14 protein-coding genes are annotated in these 17,062 nt (G+C 65.6%); 5 read left to right on the plus strand and 9 right to left on the minus strand.

Annotated features, from left to right (window positions below; translation table 11 throughout):
* Nucleotides 1-284 precede the first annotated feature (284 nt).
* From FHR33_RS47265 to FHR33_RS47290, 6 genes are all read right to left on the minus strand, one after another.
* Nucleotides 285-857, minus strand: a complete 573-nt coding sequence (locus FHR33_RS47265) for a recombinase family protein (protein ID WP_183662476.1) — start codon at nucleotides 855-857, stop codon at nucleotides 285-287.
* Nucleotides 858-1,115: 258 nt separating this feature from the next.
* Nucleotides 1,116-1,463, minus strand: a complete 348-nt coding sequence (locus FHR33_RS47270; protein WP_221242708.1) for a DNA glycosylase AlkZ-like family protein — start codon at nucleotides 1,461-1,463, stop codon at nucleotides 1,116-1,118.
* A 259-nt stretch (nucleotides 1,464-1,722) separates the two neighbouring features.
* A complete protein-coding gene (locus FHR33_RS47275) occupies nucleotides 1,723-2,472 on the minus strand; it encodes an SDR family oxidoreductase (RefSeq protein ID WP_183662478.1) in 750 nt (249 codons plus the stop codon).
* A 17-nt stretch (nucleotides 2,473-2,489) separates the two neighbouring features.
* Entirely contained in the window at nucleotides 2,490-3,077 is a 588-nt protein-coding gene (locus FHR33_RS47280) for an NADPH-dependent FMN reductase (protein ID WP_183662480.1), read from the minus strand.
* Complete coding sequence (locus FHR33_RS47285) at nucleotides 3,067-3,687, minus strand: DsbA family oxidoreductase (protein ID WP_183662482.1); 621 nt, start codon at nucleotides 3,685-3,687, stop codon at nucleotides 3,067-3,069. Before FHR33_RS47285 ends, FHR33_RS47280 begins: the two co-directional genes overlap by 11 nt.
* Before the next feature lie 30 nt (nucleotides 3,688-3,717).
* Nucleotides 3,718-5,208, minus strand: a complete 1,491-nt coding sequence (locus FHR33_RS47290; RefSeq protein WP_312896111.1) for an MDR family MFS transporter — start codon at nucleotides 5,206-5,208, stop codon at nucleotides 3,718-3,720.
* An 86-nt stretch (nucleotides 5,209-5,294) separates the two neighbouring features.
* On the opposite strand from FHR33_RS47290, the gene FHR33_RS47295 reads away from it, so the two are divergent.
* The gene (locus FHR33_RS47295; protein ID WP_183662484.1) at nucleotides 5,295-6,038 is read left to right on the plus strand and encodes a TetR/AcrR family transcriptional regulator; all 744 of its coding nucleotides are present in this window, start codon (nucleotides 5,295-5,297) and stop codon (nucleotides 6,036-6,038) included.
* 73 nt (nucleotides 6,039-6,111) lie between these two features.
* On the opposite strand, the gene FHR33_RS51375 is transcribed toward FHR33_RS47295, so the two are convergent.
* Nucleotides 6,112-7,734, minus strand: a complete 1,623-nt coding sequence (locus tag FHR33_RS51375; RefSeq protein ID WP_246453887.1) for a Tn3 family transposase — start codon at nucleotides 7,732-7,734, stop codon at nucleotides 6,112-6,114.
* Between the two features lie 260 nt (nucleotides 7,735-7,994).
* Between FHR33_RS51375 and FHR33_RS51380 the strand changes: the two genes are divergently transcribed.
* Nucleotides 7,995-8,357, plus strand: coding sequence for a hypothetical protein (locus tag FHR33_RS51380; RefSeq protein ID WP_246453888.1), 363 nt, complete (start codon nucleotides 7,995-7,997; stop codon nucleotides 8,355-8,357).
* A 259-nt stretch (nucleotides 8,358-8,616) separates the two neighbouring features.
* On the opposite strand, the gene FHR33_RS51385 is transcribed toward FHR33_RS51380, so the two are convergent.
* Nucleotides 8,617-9,027 carry a DUF4158 domain-containing protein gene (locus FHR33_RS51385; RefSeq protein ID WP_312896112.1) on the minus strand — a complete coding sequence of 137 codons (411 nt, stop codon included), beginning with the start codon at nucleotides 9,025-9,027 and terminating at the stop codon, nucleotides 8,617-8,619.
* A 1,836-nt stretch (nucleotides 9,028-10,863) separates the two neighbouring features.
* Between FHR33_RS51385 and FHR33_RS47305 the strand changes: the two genes are divergently transcribed.
* The 3 genes from FHR33_RS47305 to FHR33_RS47315 all read left to right on the plus strand — a co-directional run bounded on the left by FHR33_RS47305 (nucleotide 10,864) and on the right by FHR33_RS47315 (nucleotide 16,336).
* Nucleotides 10,864-12,222, plus strand: a complete 1,359-nt coding sequence (locus FHR33_RS47305; RefSeq protein WP_183662492.1) for a radical SAM/SPASM domain-containing protein — start codon at nucleotides 10,864-10,866, stop codon at nucleotides 12,220-12,222.
* Nucleotides 12,223-12,347: 125 nt separating this feature from the next.
* Entirely contained in the window at nucleotides 12,348-14,351 is a 2,004-nt protein-coding gene (locus tag FHR33_RS47310; RefSeq protein WP_183662494.1) for a prenyltransferase/squalene oxidase repeat-containing protein, read from the plus strand.
* Complete coding sequence (locus FHR33_RS47315) at nucleotides 14,348-16,336, plus strand: hypothetical protein (RefSeq protein ID WP_183662496.1); 1,989 nt, start codon at nucleotides 14,348-14,350, stop codon at nucleotides 16,334-16,336. The genes FHR33_RS47310 and FHR33_RS47315 overlap by 4 nt, the downstream gene beginning before the upstream one ends.
* A 506-nt stretch (nucleotides 16,337-16,842) precedes the next feature.
* On the opposite strand, the gene FHR33_RS47320 is transcribed toward FHR33_RS47315, so the two are convergent.
* Nucleotides 16,843-17,049, minus strand: coding sequence for a hypothetical protein (locus tag FHR33_RS47320; RefSeq protein ID WP_183662498.1), 207 nt, complete (start codon nucleotides 17,047-17,049; stop codon nucleotides 16,843-16,845).
* Nucleotides 17,050-17,062 lie beyond the last annotated feature (13 nt).

The raw sequence follows: 17,062 nt of genomic DNA on the forward strand, positions 1-17,062 counted from the left end.
TCGGCGGGTGGGGGGCTCGGGCATGGGCGCAGTGCGGGCCACGGCTCCGGCTGCTGCGGCGGCGGCGGAACGGCATAGGGGCGAGCCGAATAACTTCGCGCCTGGACAGGCAGACCCGGCTCAGGGCGATGTGGTCCGGCTCGGCCAGCACCGTACCGGCTTCCGTTTCCGGTTCGGTGTCATAGCCCCAGGAAGGATCCGTCTAGCCGTCCTCCTCCCGAAGCTGACCTCAGCCCCAAAGTAACGCTGGGTAACTGAATGGCTTACCGGAGTGGCGCGGGTGGCTACGGTTGCTGTTCCGCTTGGGCGGCGGCCAGGGTCTTGTGGACGACGCCAACGGAGACCTTGACGCCGGCGGCGATGGTGCGGATGGATTCGCCGCGCTGGCGGCGGGAGAGGATGGCGGCGCGTTTGTCGTCGTCGACCACGGGGCGGCGGCCGCCGACACGGCCTCGGCGCCGGGCGGCTTCGAGACCGTCTTTGGTCTTGCGGACGATGTCGCGGCGCCGGTCTTCGGCCAGGGCGAGGGCCAGGTCGAGGATGAGGGAGCGTTCGGTGTGCTCGCCGGCCGCGATGCCCTCCAGCACCTTGACGCCGATGCCACGCTCGAACAGGTCGCTCAGCACGATCAGCCCCTCCAGGAGGTTGCGGCCAAGCCGGTCGACTTCCTGCACGGTGAGCAGGTCGCCGTCGCGGATGTGCGACAGCGCGGCCAGCAGCGCGGGCCGGTCGTCGGTCTTGAGCTTGCCGCTGGTCTTCTCCTCGAAGACTTTCAGGCAGATGGGGTCGAGGGCGTCGTGCTGGCGCCTGGTCGTCTGCTTGTCGGTGCTGACCCGGACGAGGCCGATGAGCGCCACGGCGGCCCGCCTTCGTTCATCAAACGTGGTGTGTGAGGTAGATGAACCCTACTGGAAAATGAACGGCCAAATGAATGCTAGAACCGGACAGAGAGGCATCTCCGCCGGACCTCTGGCCCGTGTTCGTCAAATAGACGAACGTTCGTACGCGTGCACCTGCACTCAGCTCAGCCTCACTCGCGGGCCAGCGGGCGTCGCGGAAGAAGCGTTGGTCGGCATCGGCCGCAGCGCCGCCCACGCGGCCGAGCCATGATCCATCTAACGGACGATCCGTACCTCCGCACCGGGTAGATCAGACCACCAGCGGTCATAGCGGCGGTAAACGCCCGGCTCGCGGTCGGCCAGCAGCGCCGCCAGCGCCTGCGCCTCGGCGGCCAGCTCGTCCCACACCTGGTCGGGCAGCGGATGGAACGCGGCGGCCTCGATCCCATCCCCGGCCGGCCGCCACACGCCAGCGACGTAGCCGTCGACCAGAAGCGCCGGCAGGACATCGCCGTAGGTCCGGGTGACGAGCCTGCGATACTGCGGCGGGATGATGCGCATGGGGGTGCCGGGGTTCTTGTGCCGGGTCGAGAAGGACCGCCGCCGGGCCACGCTGCTGGCCACGGTGGGGAAGCGATAGGTGATGAGCCGCCAAATCGCGCCTGAACTGGGAATTTCGACAGCGTGCTTCCGGGGCCGAGTGTGGTGATGGAGGAGCGATCGGATGGTGCTCGAGCGTGGGATGAACCGTCCGGGCCTGGCCGCGGTGATCAGTGCCCCGGCGTTCAGATTCCGGTTTTCTCAAAGCTCAGCGTGGTAGGCGCTCGTCTGCTCGCCGAGTCGGAGCGAGCAGACGAGCATGGGGCCGCTCGGTGGCGTGGGTCTACATGGTCGTCCCGCCTGAGACGTCGAGCCGGTGTCCGGTGACATAGCGACTGTCGTCGGAGGCCAGGAAGGCGACGGTGTCGGCCACGTCCTGCGGCGTGCCCAGTCGGCCGAGGGGCGTCTGTGACGACAGCCAGGTCAGGGCCTCGCCGACCAGGCGTCCTTGGTGCATGTCGGTGTCGATGACGCCGGGGGCCACGAGGTTGACCGTGATGCCGCGCGGTCCGAGTTGCTTGGCCAGGGCGACGGTCATGACGTCGAGCGCGGCCTTGGACATGGCGTAGTCGATGGCCCTGGGCATGGCCGCTCCGCGGGTCAGCATGGTGCCCACGGTGATGATCCGCCCGCCGTCGCGCAGTCGTGGCAGGGCTTGCTGGGTGATGAGGAACGGGGCGGTGGTGTTGACCGCGAACAGGCGTTCAAGGCCTTCCCGGGTGACGCCGTCGATCTCGTTCTGGTCGTCGAGGATGCCCGCGTTGTTGACCAGGATGTCCAGCCCGTCGGCGTGGGCGTCGAAGGCGGCCCACAGGGCTTCGGCGTCGCCGGGCGCGCCCAGCTCGGCGTGGACGGCGAAGGCCCGCCCGCCGGACGCTTCGATGGCGGCGACGGTGTCCTTGGCGGCGGCGTGGTTGCCGCCGTAGTGCACGGCGACCCGGGCGCCTTCGCGGGCCAGCCGGGTGGCGATCGCGCGGCCGATGCCCCGGCTCGCGCCGGTCACCAGCGCCGTCTTGCCGGTCAATGTGGTCATGATCATGCCTTTCTGCTTCATGCGGTGTAGGGAGTTATGGCCTTGGCGTCGCGCAGAATGCGCGCCCACCAGGTCACCTGGTCCAGCAGGGTCTTGGCGGCCGCGGCCGGGCCGACCGGGTCCTTCGGCTGTCCGTTGCCGTCGAAGCACTCCCACGCGCCGTGGAAGCTGACGGTGTCGCGGGTGGTGACGGCGTGCAGTTCGGCGAAGACGGCACGCAAGTGCTCCACCGCCCGCAGGCCTCCGGAGAGGCCGCCGTAGGAGACGAACGCCACCGGTTTGGCGTGGAACTGCTGGTTGTGCCAGTCGATGACGTTCTTCAGGCCGGCCGGGTAGCTGTGGTTGTACTCGGGGGTCACCGCCACGAACGCGTCGGCGGCCGCCAGCCGCGGTGTCAGCCCGCCGAGGGCCTCCAGCACCGGCGTAGGCGCGGACATCGACGGGGCCGCCCCGCCGATCGGCGCCTCGGCCAGGTCGATCACGTCGACGTCCAGGTCCGGGCGGGCTTCGGCCTGGGCGGCGAACCAGCCGGCCACGGTCGGGCCGAAGCGGCCGTCGCGGACGCTGCCGACAATGATGGCCAGCCTCAGCGGGTCAGTGGTCACGGTGTTCTCCCTTCGTAGTGGCGGCCTGTCGCAGGGCCGCCAGCAAGGTGGTCTCGGTCTGGGATCCGGTGAGCGGGGGCAGGTTCTCGATGAGGAAGACCGGCACGCCGGTGATGCCGAGGCGGCGCACGCGGTCGAGCCGGGTGCGCACTTCCTGGGAAGGCACGTGGCCGGTGGTGATGCCGACCTTGGCGGCCAGTCGGGCGAGCGTGGCGGGGTCGCCGATGTGCAGCCCGTCGGTGAAGTGGGCGCGAAACAGGCGTTCGGCCATGAGCTCGGCCTTGCCTTGTCGCGCGGCGTCGGCGATGAGGCGGTGGGCGTCGAAGGTGCCGGTGGCGATCGCCTTGCCGTACTCCAGTCGCAGGCCCTCACCGGCCGCGCGTTCGGCGAAGGCGAGCGCGTCGGCGGCCGCTTGCGGACCGAAGGTCTGTTCGAGGACTCCCAGCAGCGGACGCCCGTCGGCAGGGGCGCCTGGGGCGAGCTGGAAGGGCAGGAATTCCACCGTCACCGGCAGGCCCTCGGCCCTGAGCCGGTTCGCGGCGCGGGTGAAGCGGGTGTAGCCGAGGTAGGAGTGTACGCAGATGACGTCCATGATGAGCCGGACTTTCACACTCTGTGACATTGGCATGGGTGCCCCGCCTCACGCGGCCGCGGCGGGCTCGGCCGACGGGGCACCATCACGCAAGGGGACCTCGCGGATGAACCAGGCCAGCGCGAAGGCGAGGGCGCCCAGCGCGGCGGCACCGAGGGCCATGGCGTGGATGCCGTTGGAGACGGCGAGTCGAACGGCCTCCCGCGCGGCTGGCGTGAGCCGGATGAGCGCTTCGGGCGTCAAGGAGAGCCGGCTGGCGGCCTCCGCGCCGAGGCGGTCGATGAGGGTGTCCTGGAGCCGGGTGGTGTACAGGGCGCCGAGGGCGGCCACGCCCAGTGAGGCGCCCATGGTGTGCCAGAGGGTGACCGAGCCGCTGGCCGCCCCCATGTCCCGTGGCTCGGCGCTGTTGATGGTGATGATCGTGGTGGACTGCATGAGCAGGCCCACCCCGAGGCCGCCGATCAGCGTCAGGGCGGAGGCGAGCACCAGGTTGATGCCAGGCCGCAGCGTGAGGAGCGCGAGCATGCCGGCCGTCACGGTGGCGCCGCCGAGGATCGGGTAGATCCGGTAGCGGCCGTTGCGGCTGATCAGCCGTCCGGTGCCGATCAGCACGGCGACCATGCCGAGCATCGCGGGCAGGATCAGCAGGCCACTGGCGATCGGTGAGGCGCCGTGGACGAGTTGCATGTACTGGGGCAGGAAGGTGGCGGCCACCACCATGCCGACGCCGCCGAGGAAGCGGATGACCTGGGCGAGGGTGAAGTTGCGGTCGGCGAACAGCCGTAGCGGGACGATCGGTTCGGCCGCGCGCCTCTCCACGACCAGCAGGACGCCCACCGCCGCCAGCCCGATCAGGACGAGGGCCAGGATCGCAGGCGAACTCCAGGCGTACTGGGTGCCGCCCCAGCTGGCGACCAGGCTCAGCGCGACCAGGACCACCGTCAGCAGCAGCGCCCCCGCATAGTCGATGCGCGCCCTGATCCGGCGCGGCTCCAGCCGTACGGCGGCGCTGATGAGCAGCAGGGCCGCCGCGCCGACGGGCAGGTTGACGAAGAACGCCCACCGCCAGCCCACGTCGGCGAACAGGCCGCCGAGCAGCGGCCCGGCAATGAAGGCGATCGGCATCATGACCCCGAACAGCCCCATGAGCTTGCCACTGTGCCGGGGCGGCACCAGCTCGCCGATCAACGCCAGAGCACCGGTCATCAGGCCGCCAGCGCCCAGTCCCTGAACCATGCGGAAGCCGACGAGCTGGATCATGTCCTGCGCGGCTCCCGACAACCCGGAGCCCAGCAGGAAGATCGCGATCGCGGCCATGTAGACGGCCTTGCGGCCGTACAGGTCGCCGAGTTTCCCCCAGATCGGCGTCGAGGCGGCCATGCAGATCAGGTAGGCCGTCGCCACCCAGGAGAAGTACTCCAGGCCGCCGAGGTCTTTCACGATCGCCGGCAATGCGGGCCCGAGCATCATGCCGTCCAACGGGGCTGTGATCATGCCCAGCATCACGCCGATCACGCCCATGCGAAGAGATCGATCCACGCTTCCTCCATTTCGCGTACTTCGTACGTGAAATGGACCATAGCCATTCAGGTACCATGTACGCAAATGGAAGGGAAGGGACGCGCATGGCCGGCGAGGAAGCGACCAGCATCTGGATGCAGCCGGAGGCGCACGAGCGCTCCGGCCCGGGACGGCGCCCCGGCTACAGCCGTGAGCAGATCACCCGAACGGCCGTCCGGATCGCCGACGCCGAAGGAGTGGAGGCCGCTACCATGCGGCGGATCGCGGGCGAGCTGGGCACCGGCGCCATGTCGCTCTACCGCTACGTACCCCGGCACGACGACCTGTTCGACCTCATGATCGACCTGGCGATGAGCGAGATCGAGCTCCCCGGCAGCCCGTCCGGTGACTGGCGCGGCGACCTGACGCTGCTGGCCCGGCAGATCCGCGCCGCCGGCCTACGCCATCCCTGGCTGATCGCGCTGCTCACCAGCCGGCCCACGCTGGGCCCCCACCTGCTGCGCGTGCACGAGTTCGCACTCGGCGCCTTCAACGGGACCGGGCTCGACATCGACGACATCACCGGCTTCGTCGGCATGCTGAACGACTACATACACAGCGCGATCCGCCGCGAGATCGGCTGGCTGGAGGAGGCCCGCCGCACCGGCCTGGACCCCGAGCGCTGGAAGCGGGACTACATGGGACCGTACGTCCGCCAGGTCGTCGAATCCGGCGCCTTCCCCCTGTTCAACCGATCGGTTCTCGACTCCCGCACCGCCCACCTCGCCCCCGAGGAACGCTTCCGCCATGGACTCGACCGCATCCTCGACGCCATCGCCGCGCTCATCCCATCGCTCTGTCCTCGTTGAGCAGGAGGTCAGCAACGCTCGCGTCGCCGGTCCGTCGTCGTACACAGGTGGCATAGGCGAGTCCCGGCGGATCTCAGGCGGCCAGGCCAAGATCGAGACGGCGGTCCATGTCGATGTCGATCCGGCCGTAGAGGTTGGCGTTGGACCAGAACAAAGGTGAGAGGCCCCGTTTGTCAGCGTCGGTCATCTTCTTTTGCCAGGCGGGGTCCTTCAGGACGGACTGAACCAGCAGGATGTTGATGAACACCAGCGCGGACTGCAGCAGGTGCAGGCTGAGCATGGAGACCTCCTGGTGCTCCTTGTCGCTGCCGGGCAGGGTGCCGGCGCTGCCGTAGAACAGGTCGGTGTTGGCCGAATTCCAGTTCTCCACGACCTGCAGGCCCTCGTGAATCTCCCGGCGCAGCTCCTGCAAGGCGACGTACTCGGCAACGAAGATGCTCTTGACGGCCTTGCCGAGTTCCTCGATGGCCTTGTAGGTGGGGTGTTTGGGGCCGCCGCGGGTGAAGCGGCGAAGCACTTGCTCGGCCTCGGCCATGCCCAGCCGCAGCGCGGTGGCGTACTTGACCATCTGGTCATATTGCTGGGCGATGATCTTCCAGTCGATCGGCTTGTCGGCCACCATGCCGGTCAGGCAGGACGGGACCTGGTCATCGGCGTCGGCCTTGACCAGCTTCTGCCGGGCGATGTTCTTCATCCGGGGCAGCAGTTTGAATCCCAGCAAGTAGGAGAACGCGAACCCGACCAGGGACTGGCCATGACTATCTGTGTACTGGCGGTCGATGGTGGCGTCGGTGCAGTGCCGCAGCACGCCCTCCATCATCGCGGCGATTTCGGAGGCGTTACAGGACCGAAGCTGCGAGTAGACGCACACCGATTTCCGGTCCACGTGCCAGTAGATCATGACGCCGGGGCCGCCGTAGCGGGCGTGGTACTCGGTCATCAGGTTCGACGACCACGACCCGAACTTCTTCGAGTCCGACGCGCACGCGGTTCCGTTGCCCCACCACAGCGGGTCCCGCATCTTCCGAGTGGCGTTCACCAGGGTCGCGATCGCCTTGCGAAGGTTGTCGCGGTTGACGAACAGATGCCGGGTGGCCCGCAGGGCCGCCTCGGTCTCGCCGTGGCGGCCGCCGTCGGCGACCCGTTTGATCCCCACGTTCGTGCCGAGTGCGTACAAGACCAGCAGCAGCCGTTTGCGGATCACCTCGCGCGGGGTCGCTTCCCTCGTGGCGACCGTGGCGAAGGCGTCGGTGAAGTCTGTGACGAAGTCGGACTCCTTCAAAAAGTCCAGCAGGTCGATGATCCCCCAGCGGGCGGCGACCTCGGTGTGCAGCGCCCGCAGGTTCTCCGGGACCGTCAGCTTGCCCAGGTCGGGGATGTGCCAGCGCGGCTCGCCACGGTGCGTCCTCACCTTCGTCCCGCCGGACTTGTTCCGGGCCACCGCCTCCCCGCACGCCGCCATCGAGGCGCGCATCGCCCCCTTCAACGTCTCGATGAACACCGTGGCGTCCAGCGGCTGGCGCAGGTCCTCGTAGTGGACGTCGCGGTTGTCCTCGAAATCGGCCGGGAGGTCTTCCTCGGGGTTGCGCCAGCGGCGGGCGCCCGCGACGTAGATCTCGCGTCGGCGCAGCGCGTCCTTCAGTGACACGATCACGCACAGCTCGTAGGAGGCCCCGCTCGATGACCCCGTTCTCATCGACCACTGCTTCCAGCCAGCCGTCCGGAACCACGCCCTGGATGGGGACGTTCTCCGAGGCGTCGTAGTGCCTGGTCGTGTTCGGGATGTCGGCGTATCGCTGCAGCAGGTCCAGGGCGTCCATCACCGGCCGATAGGCGGTGTTGTTGCACTTGAACTCGATCGCGGCCAGCAGCTTGGGTAGCATCCGCCGGTAGTAGGAAGAATACGAGCTGGTCAGCACGGTCCGCACCTGTGCCTTGAACGTCTTGGCGTCTGCTTTGGCCTCGGCCACCAGCGCCTTCAGCGTCGCCTCCCCGCCCGGTACCGCGGGGAACACCACCTGCCGGACCGTGCCCTCCGGCCGGCGCAGCGACGCCTCGGCGATCGAGAACAGCTTCTCGGTCTTGCGGTGCACCTTCTTGGCCTCGGCCTCGATCGCCCGCTCGACCTTCCGCCGAGTATTGATCTTCGACACGAGGCCGATGAACAGGTCGACCAGCGCGTCCGTGATCTCCGTTGTTCGCGACCAGGCCAGCGCCGCCATCAACGTCAACCGGATCGCCGGCGGATTGGCCGCGAAGTCCGACGGATGCGAGGCCATCGCCCGCGCCCGCCAAGAGGCCACCAGCCGATCCGAGTAACCGTCGAACAGATCCGCCGAAAGCCCGAGCGCCTTGGCCCGCCGCAGCTTCCGGATCTCCTCCAGCAACGTCTCCAGGCCCAGCCGACCGGGGTCAGACTTCAGCTCCTGCAGGAACCCGTCCTCGCCCGTAGCTAGCTCCCACAGCGACCGCGCCGAGTCCGCCGACAACCCGTTCAGCACATGCAGGCAAAACTCCCGCTCGAACCGTGCCCTGCCCGCTCCTGCGATCCGCTCGACCCGTCCCGGTGGCTCGATCTTCAGCGTCCGGCAGCGGGCCAACAGCGCCGCCCGCAGCCCTTCGTCGGTAACACCATCGGGCAGATCTTGTCCGCCAGCCACGCGGCCAGCACGTCCTCATCCGCCCGGGTCGACTCCCGAAACCCCAGCGCCTCCCGCACCTGCGCCCGGTGGTATTCGATCGTCGACCCCGACCACCGATAGTCCGAAAACAGCGCAGGGTCGACCTTCACCTGACCGGCCACGTAGTCCACCGCTGCCCGCGGTACCTCACCCGCATGTCGCGGGAACCGGCCCTCCTGCTCGAAGAACTTCAGCAACAGGCCGAAGCCCAGCCGGGTCACCCCCGTCTTGTTCCCCACCAACTCCCAGTCGCTGTCCAGCAGCGTCCACGCCGCGATCAGTTCTTCCGGCTCCCACTCCCGACGCACCCGACCACGCCCTCTACGCCGACCGCCTCCGACAACTCGAACACGATCAAGCAGGAACCCTCACCAACCAGCCACATTCACCCACCCGTAACGACCACGAACCGCAATCGTGATCATTCACACAGCTACTTTGGGGCTGGGGTCAGCTTCGGGAGGAGGACGCCGTCTACGAGCTCGGGGCGGCGGTAAGAGACCAGTACCTCGTCCTCGAGTCTGCGGATCAGCTCGGACATCTGGCGGCTCCGTCGCGATCATCGCTTGCTGAGGGAGCCCCAGCGGCCTTGGGCGACATCGGACCTGTAGTGGCCAGGTCCGTAGGGAGAATAAATCCTTCGTGTACCCAGCATGCAATGCCGACGAACGCACGAAGGAGCAGATGTCTGTGCTATCCCGTACTCGAACACAGTACAGCCGTTTCCAGGCCGCAGGTCCGGACACTCCAAACTCCCAGCTATCAAATTTGTGAGCAATTGAAGAGAAGATTAACAGTCCCGTCTCGCAATACCATCACAACCTCTGGTATTGATGGCGGCGTGATCATTAAATTGATCTCATCTTGTCTTAGCGAGAGTGATTTGGAGGCGACCGTGGGGCACGATAAGGGTGCACGGCGAATACCGTGCGAATAGCTGCCGAAGACATAGGTCAATGCCGCGACAGGTGACAGCGCACCACTCAGGGGCTCGCGCTCACTGGAACGAGGAGTAGTCGCTTATGGCAAAGTTTGATGATGTGGCGCGCCGAGAAATAGCCAGCAATGCTGCTACTGTACGCGAGGCATCTGTCGAAATAGCTCGGCAGGTGTCCGTTCTATGGGAGGCCCGCCTAAACATGGCCATGGCCGCAGGCGATGACGAGGGCGTACGACGCATGCTCCGCGAGGCCAGCGCAGAACAGTATATGGACAACTGCGACTGCATGCCCGTTCCCATTGCCGGACAGCCTAACATCGCCCAACCCCCACCCCGCTAGACAAATTGATCAGAGCCGCGATGGGCTACATCGGGTGCCCTGAACACGTTGTTAGCCGAGACATGGGAGGCCCCTGTAAGCAGGGGCATGTTCGATACGAGGATTAGCTGATCATGGCACAGTTTGATGATGTGGCGCGCCGAGAAATAGCCAGCAATGCTGCTACCGTACGCGAGGCATCCGTCGAAATAGCTCGGCAGATGTCCATCCTGTGGGAGGCCCGCCTAAACATGGCCATGGCCGCAGACGACGATGAGGGCGTACGACGCATGCTCGGCGAGGCCAGCGCGGAACAGTACATAGACAACTGCAATTGCGCTATACCCAGCGCCAGTGTCGAACAGCCCGGCACCGCCAAACCCCCGCTCCGCTAGGTCGCGACATAGCAAGCCTCCGCGTACGGGCCGTGTGCGATACCTTCATTCACTTTGAAGTGACCGCCCCTCAGTTCTTTGTTAAAACAAGGAGTAGTTGATTATGGCACAGTTTGATGATGTGGCGCGCCGAGAAATAGCCAGCAATGCTGCTACCGTACGCGAGGCATCTGTCGAAATAGCTCGGCAGGTGTCCGTCCTGTGGGAGGGCCCGCCTAAACATGGCCATGGCCGCAGGCGATGACGAGGGCGTACGACGCATGCTCCGCGAGGCCCAAGCGCAACAGTATATGGACAACTGCAACTGTCCGCGCCCGAACGGCGGGGGCGGTTCATACCTAGACTGAATTGAGATTCGCAGGCGCTGCCATGGCAAGCGGCGAGACCATGCCGGCCGGTGTGGGTGTTTCTTGCCCGCACGGGCCGATGATCGGCCCGACGGGCTTTCCTCGGCACATTTATCCAAACTTCATGGATAAGGAACAACCCGGTGACGATTACAGCGGCAGATAACTCCCGATATAAGCCCTCCAGGTTCAACCTCATAGCCTGGGAAGATGAGATCAGCCAGCGCCAACTGCTCATCTACAACACGATGAGCAGCGCCTTTGTGCGATTGGAGCAGCCTACCGCAGACCGAGTTGCTCTCCTTTTGAAGAGCGGTATGCCTGCTGCCGCCGATGATGCGCTCACCAGCGCGCTGGCCGGGCAAGGCGTCCTAGTGCCCGAAGGCCTGGACGAACTCGCCCTCGTCGACTCGATGGAGAGGTACTATAAGCAGCGGAAAGACTGCCTCAATCTTATTCTCATGCCAACGGAGAAGTGCAATTTCCGTTGCGTGTACTGCTACGAAGATTTCGTCAAGGGAAAAATGTCCGACGAAGTCAAAGGCGGCATCATCCGGTTGGTTGCGCGAGAAGCTCCACATTTGAAAAGTTTGAACGTCGACTGGTTCGGCGGTGAACCATTGAGCGCCCTTGGCGTTGTCCGCGACGTGTCAGCCGAACTGATCGCCCTGTGCGAAGCAAACGGTGTCGAGTACTCGTCGAGCATGACCACAAACGGCTTTTTGCTCAGCGGTAGTGTTGCCGAGGAGGTCTTGGGCCTCAAGATCAGCCGGTACCAGATCACGCTGGATGGGACATCAACCACCCATAACCAGCTGCGTGTTCTGCGTAACGGCAGAGGAACCTTCGACACCATTGTGGACAATCTCTCCGCACTGCAGAAGAGCAGACACGATTTCAAGGTGCGGATCCGGGTGAACTTCACACCGCAGGTAGCCCAGGAGATGCCCAGCTTCCTCGCCTTTATGGGAGAACGGTTCGGTAACGACCCCAGATTCTCGATCTGGTTCCATCCAGTCGGCCGATGGGGCGGACCTCATGACGAAGAAATCGAGACATGTGATCAGCAGTCTGCTGAGGAGCTCGAGCGCAGTTTCACCGATGCTGCGGTCGACTCGGGATTCCCCCTCACCTCCTGGCAGCAAACCATGCGGCCGTATGGAAGCTCCTGCTACGCCGCTGATCCGCGCTCGTATGTGATTGGCTCCGACGGGTCCGTTTACAAGTGCACGGTCGCCCTACGCGAGCCGAAGAACCACGTCGGACAGCTCTCAAGCGATGGTGACCTGCAGTTGCGCAATGACCGAATGGCCGTCTGGATATCCTCCGGTGCCCAGGTCGACGCCGGCTGCCAGGCGTGCGCCTTTCGACCGGCCTGCCATGGCGATGCCTGCCCGCTGGCACGTCTGCAGCGCAACGGCGAGCGCTCCTGTCCACCGATCAAGAGCAACATCAAGAAGGTGTTGCCACTCATCGCAGTGCGGGTAGGAAAGCAGCAGTGACGTGCCAGCCCGCCACAGCTCCGACACGACCAGCACATGCCTCCTGTGAGGCGCCCGAGTTCGAACAGTTGGCCTGGCTAGAGCGTCTCATCGCCCGGTGTGAGCAGACCGCGGCGGTGCTGAGGATGGATTTCGCCGACGGCTGGCGTCACGAGCTGCTAGACCTACTCACGGAGCCGACCAAGTGGTATGCGTCGCATCCGAACTGGCCGTCTGCCATGACCGTGACCGGACCTCCCCTCGAGATGTCTCTGCGGTTGGACTGGTCGCGCTCACCGAGCTTGCGGTTTGTCGCGGATGTCACCGACCATCGGTTCGGCCTCGTGGAGAACTGGCCTCGATATCTGCGGTACTGCGCCGCGGTCATCGGGGGTGAGCAGGCCGACACCCTGGCGTGGCGGCTGTGCCGCATGCACCTGGACGGGGTGCCTTCGCAATATCGCTCCCGCATGCTGCACGGCATCGGCTACGGAAGCGGCCCCTCAAGACGAGGAACCGTCTACTTCCGTAACCGGATGCCCCTCACCGGCGCGCCGCCCCACCCGGAGGAGGCGCCCTTCCTCGAGGAACTGGTGATCGACGCGCGGGCCGCCGGTAGCACCCAAGCCGAGCTTCTTGGGTACGACTTCAGCAACGGTGAAGTGACCCGCAGCAAAATGTTCTGTCCGCTGACCCGAGCCCAGAGCTCAGCCCTTGTGGAAAGCATCGACCGCGACGATCCCCGGCTGGGCGCCGCACGAGTCGTCGCCGACACCTTCGGGCCACAGGCGAGGGACGCGAGCCTTTTCACCGCACTGCAAATATCGGCGCAGAATGGCACAGTGGGCCGCAAGCTCTACTTTCCTTGCGCCCCCTGGCAATGGTCCTCCGCGCAGGGCTTCCTTGACCTGGTGAGTTTCCTGGAGCGACTTGGTGTGGACCTTCACCCGCTCGCGGTGCTGCTGGACCACCTCAACGCCGATGGCCTCGCCGTGTCAGCAGGCTTTCTGGCCGTCTCTGGACCGATCAGCTCGCCGTCGGTCACCTTCTACTTCTCTCCGGATGCGCTGAGCGGGAGCAGCTTCGGAGAGCCACGACCAGAGCCTCAGGCCGCGACGGCACCCAGACTGGCTCACCAACGGTTCCGATCGGTCGATGGGCTGATCACGACAGGCCTGAAGTATCTCGCCAAGGAACAGCGGCCCGATGGCTTGTGGCTTGATCTTGACCTCGACAAGAGCCTGGAGCCGCACCGGCCCGCCATCGCCCGGGGCCGATCAACTCAGTTCGTGACCGCCTTCGTCGCAGAGGCGCTGTTGGATGTGCCGGAGGCGCAGTCGCTGGTCGCAGCGGCTGCTACGGCGCTGGACCAGCATGGCCGAGCCGGTCAGGGATGGGGGTGGAACGAGGAGTCACCCGCCGACGCCGAGACCACCGCGCTGGCCATCCGGGTCCTGACTTGCGCCGGGTACAGCATCTCAGAGCAATGCGAGTCGGTTCTTCGGCGTCATCAGCGGGCTGACGGCGGCTTCGACGCCTATCTGCCCGCCTTGGGCACGTCCAACGCTCTCGACAACGCCGACGTTACTGCTGCTGCTGTGCTCGCCCTACAGTCGCTCGCCGCGGCCGGCGGCTGTGATGCCCAAGGTGGGGCCGACGCGGCACTCCATCAATTGGCACGCACCCAACAGCGCGGCGCATGGCGCTCCGGGTCGTGGGCGAGTCCACTGGTCGCGACGGCCCGCGCCGTACAGGCCTTCGCTCGACAGGAGATCTGCGGCCAGGTGAGGGCAACGCCTCTTATGGGGCAAGCTTCCCAGGCGCTGCTTTCCTGGCCGTTGCCGGACAACCCGTTCCTGCTGGCGCAATGGCTACGCGGATGGGCCACAGTAGGTGGCCACAGCAGGTGGGCGACCGTCCAGCGGATTCTGATCAGCCTTGACCGCCAACAACAGGCAGGCGGCCAGTGGCGCGGTGCGCCCAACCGCTGCATACCGCGCGTCGGCCCGCACGCATGCGCGGACGAACAGGAACTGGCAATCGACTGGAACGGCGTGATCACCACCGCCTCGGTGATCTCCGGCCTGCATGCCCTACGAGAACTCAGGGCGAAGGAAGACCACGATGACGCCTCAGGAGCGTTCCGTTGACGGATCTGATCATCGGCCTGGGCGATGGGATGCCCGCGGCCCGGTACTTCGCCACCGCTAGCAGCCGAACCATCGTCGAGGCCAGCAACATCGATGATGTGCTTAGCACCATCGAGAACGCATCTGACAACAGCCTGATCGTTTCCGGGGGTTCAGCGCTGACCAGCAGCGACCTGTGCAGGATCGCACGTGCGGGCTCCGCGGCGGATACCCCGATGGGATTCATCGCAGGCTGGAATGAAGGAGATGCCCTCCAGCACGCCCGCAAGATCCTCGACTACCGCTGGATGGCTGAACGCGATGCACTGTTTTGGAGCCTCACCGACCTACCAGGACTCGTGCCCGGATGCTTCGCGGGCACTGAACTGCTGAGCAGCAGCGACTCCGATCTCCTCCAACGGGTGTCCAAACCACGCCACGCCACAGCGCTTGCCAGTCACGGCAACGGCATCGACTTCCTGCTGAAGGACACCTTCCTCTGCAGCATTCTGGACGACAGCCTTTCGGCCAAGGCTCCCTTCAGACCTTGCGGTCACGACGCGGGCCCGTGCATCCACGCAAAGAACGTCAACGGCCAACTCGTCGAGCCGCTTCGCTACCGTCCAAGTGACATTGCCGCTGATGTGATCATTTTGGCCACATGTCATGGCATGCTCGCCGCCGGCTCCCTGTGTGACCCCGCACGTTCGCTCGGCGCGGCGATGATCCGATCTCCATGGGCCGGCGCCTTGATCACTACGTATATGGATATCCGGGGCGAGAACTGGGAGCCCCTGGTTGCGCTAGGCATGCTCCAGGCAGGACACCGGCTAGGCGCCATCTGCACCGAGCTCAACAAGCTCACACAGGCCTGCGACGGGGACACCCCGTGGCTCCTGTTCGGTGATCCCACTGTCGCTCTTGCCGAACGCCGGCAGCCACTACGCCTGCCGGCCGGGAAGCCATCGTCGGCCAGACTCCAACCTGGGGTGAATTTGCTTGAGCTGCCTTCCTCTGAGCCGCACCTCATCTCGGTCGGCGCCCCCGACGCCGGACAAGCCTCCTGCAGGGTCAGTTTCCAGCAAGTGCCAGGAGCCACCACGCTCGTGGCCGTCCACTATGCAGATGCTCCCAGAACGGTGCAGCTGACCGCTGAGGCTGCCGACCGATCTGTCCGTTTCGATGCTCTCCGCAGTGTGCGGTCAACCATCGACCAGCTGGCCTTCACCCGTTCAGTACTTGATCAAGCCGCCAAGACCCCGACCACGGCAGAACTCGTGGCAGACGGGTCGCTACGGTCGTTGGTGTCCACTCGCCTGTCGCAACACATCGAACACGTCAAATACGGCTCGTCCTACGACCTCGCCTCCAGCCTCAGCAGCAAGAGCAAACCGTCACAAGGCGAGCTCCATGAGAGAGAGACCTGGATTCAGCTCAACAGCGCGCTGACGCTCTTCCTGGCGGCGTACCAGCAGCGTGACAGCCCCACCACATGCTTCGACACACCCCGCGGCACTCTGCTGCCGGCAGAGACCGAATGCCCGTACTGCGGGATGTTGGTGGCCCAGCGCGTATCACGCGATCCGGTCTCCAGCCTCACACGCCGGACCAGCTGGTGCTCAGGATGCGCCTTTCTAAGCAACACCTCCAGCGCCGTCGACACAGTGACCATCAAAGGGCCTGGCACTATTCGAGTCGGCAGCCGACAGGAGTACACGCTTGTGTTCGACGGCCCGCCGGCACCCGGCTGGAGCGTGATCCACGCCTGCCTTCGCATACAGCGCACTCCCTGGCCTGCCAACAGTGAAGGACCGATCGGCGAGATAATCGTCCAGCGAGGAGAACCCCTTCCCCCGCTCAAACTGCTCATCGGGATAAGGCCGGACGTCCCGGTCGGTGTTCACTACCTCGTCGCCGCCATCGCTGCTCAAGGCGATCTATGGATTTGCCGCCGCCCCATCTTCGTGGAATCTCCAGGCACTGACGGCTGCTCGGATGGGTTCTGACCACCCCCAGCGTGCGTCTCCAAACCCCGAAAGCGAGATATTGGCGCTTCCCGATATCCCGTTCCCGCGACCCGGGAGCACGGGCGCGGCTGCGCTGAGCCAGATTCACCCGAAGCGCTGTACCGCGGCTGGCCATCGCCGAAGGTCTGCGCCACGGTAGGCCGCCCATCGTGGTGTCGGTCAGGTACAGGCACACGATCACCGCAGAGGTAGGCCCAGATGGACGAGGCACACAGGGGGCGGGCATCTCGACAGCGCTGGAGGAATCCCTAGATGCCCACGGTGCCGACACATGACCGCGGCGACCGCAGTACAGCCGCCCCGGAGGAGAGGACGACACCGCGTCATGGAAGCGGAGCGAGCTGTAGGCCCGTGCGGTTCCGTGCACCCGGATCGGCCAAATGGCGTCGAGGGTGGCGTCTCACGTGTCTGGCCGCCCCCAGGAGAAGGCGGCCAGACCGTTGCTCACTCGATACGAGCAAATCGCGGCAGCAGGGCTGACCAGGTCAGGTGAGCCGCACCAGATCGACGGAGGTCTGCGGCCGGAGCGCGAAATTGTCCTGCATCCCCTTGTCGCAGCCTGTGTCGGGGATGATGACGCCGGCACGCGCCGCACTCAGGTACTTGTCGACGTCCTGCTCGTTTAGTCCGAGACCCAGGCCCGGACCGGCCAGGCGCAGACTGTCGGCGGATCGTTCGTTGGGCTGACCCATGTGTGTTCCCTTC

This window comes from Nonomuraea dietziae (assembly GCF_014195505.1).
GTDB lineage: Bacteria > Actinomycetota > Actinomycetes > Streptosporangiales > Streptosporangiaceae > Nonomuraea > Nonomuraea roseola.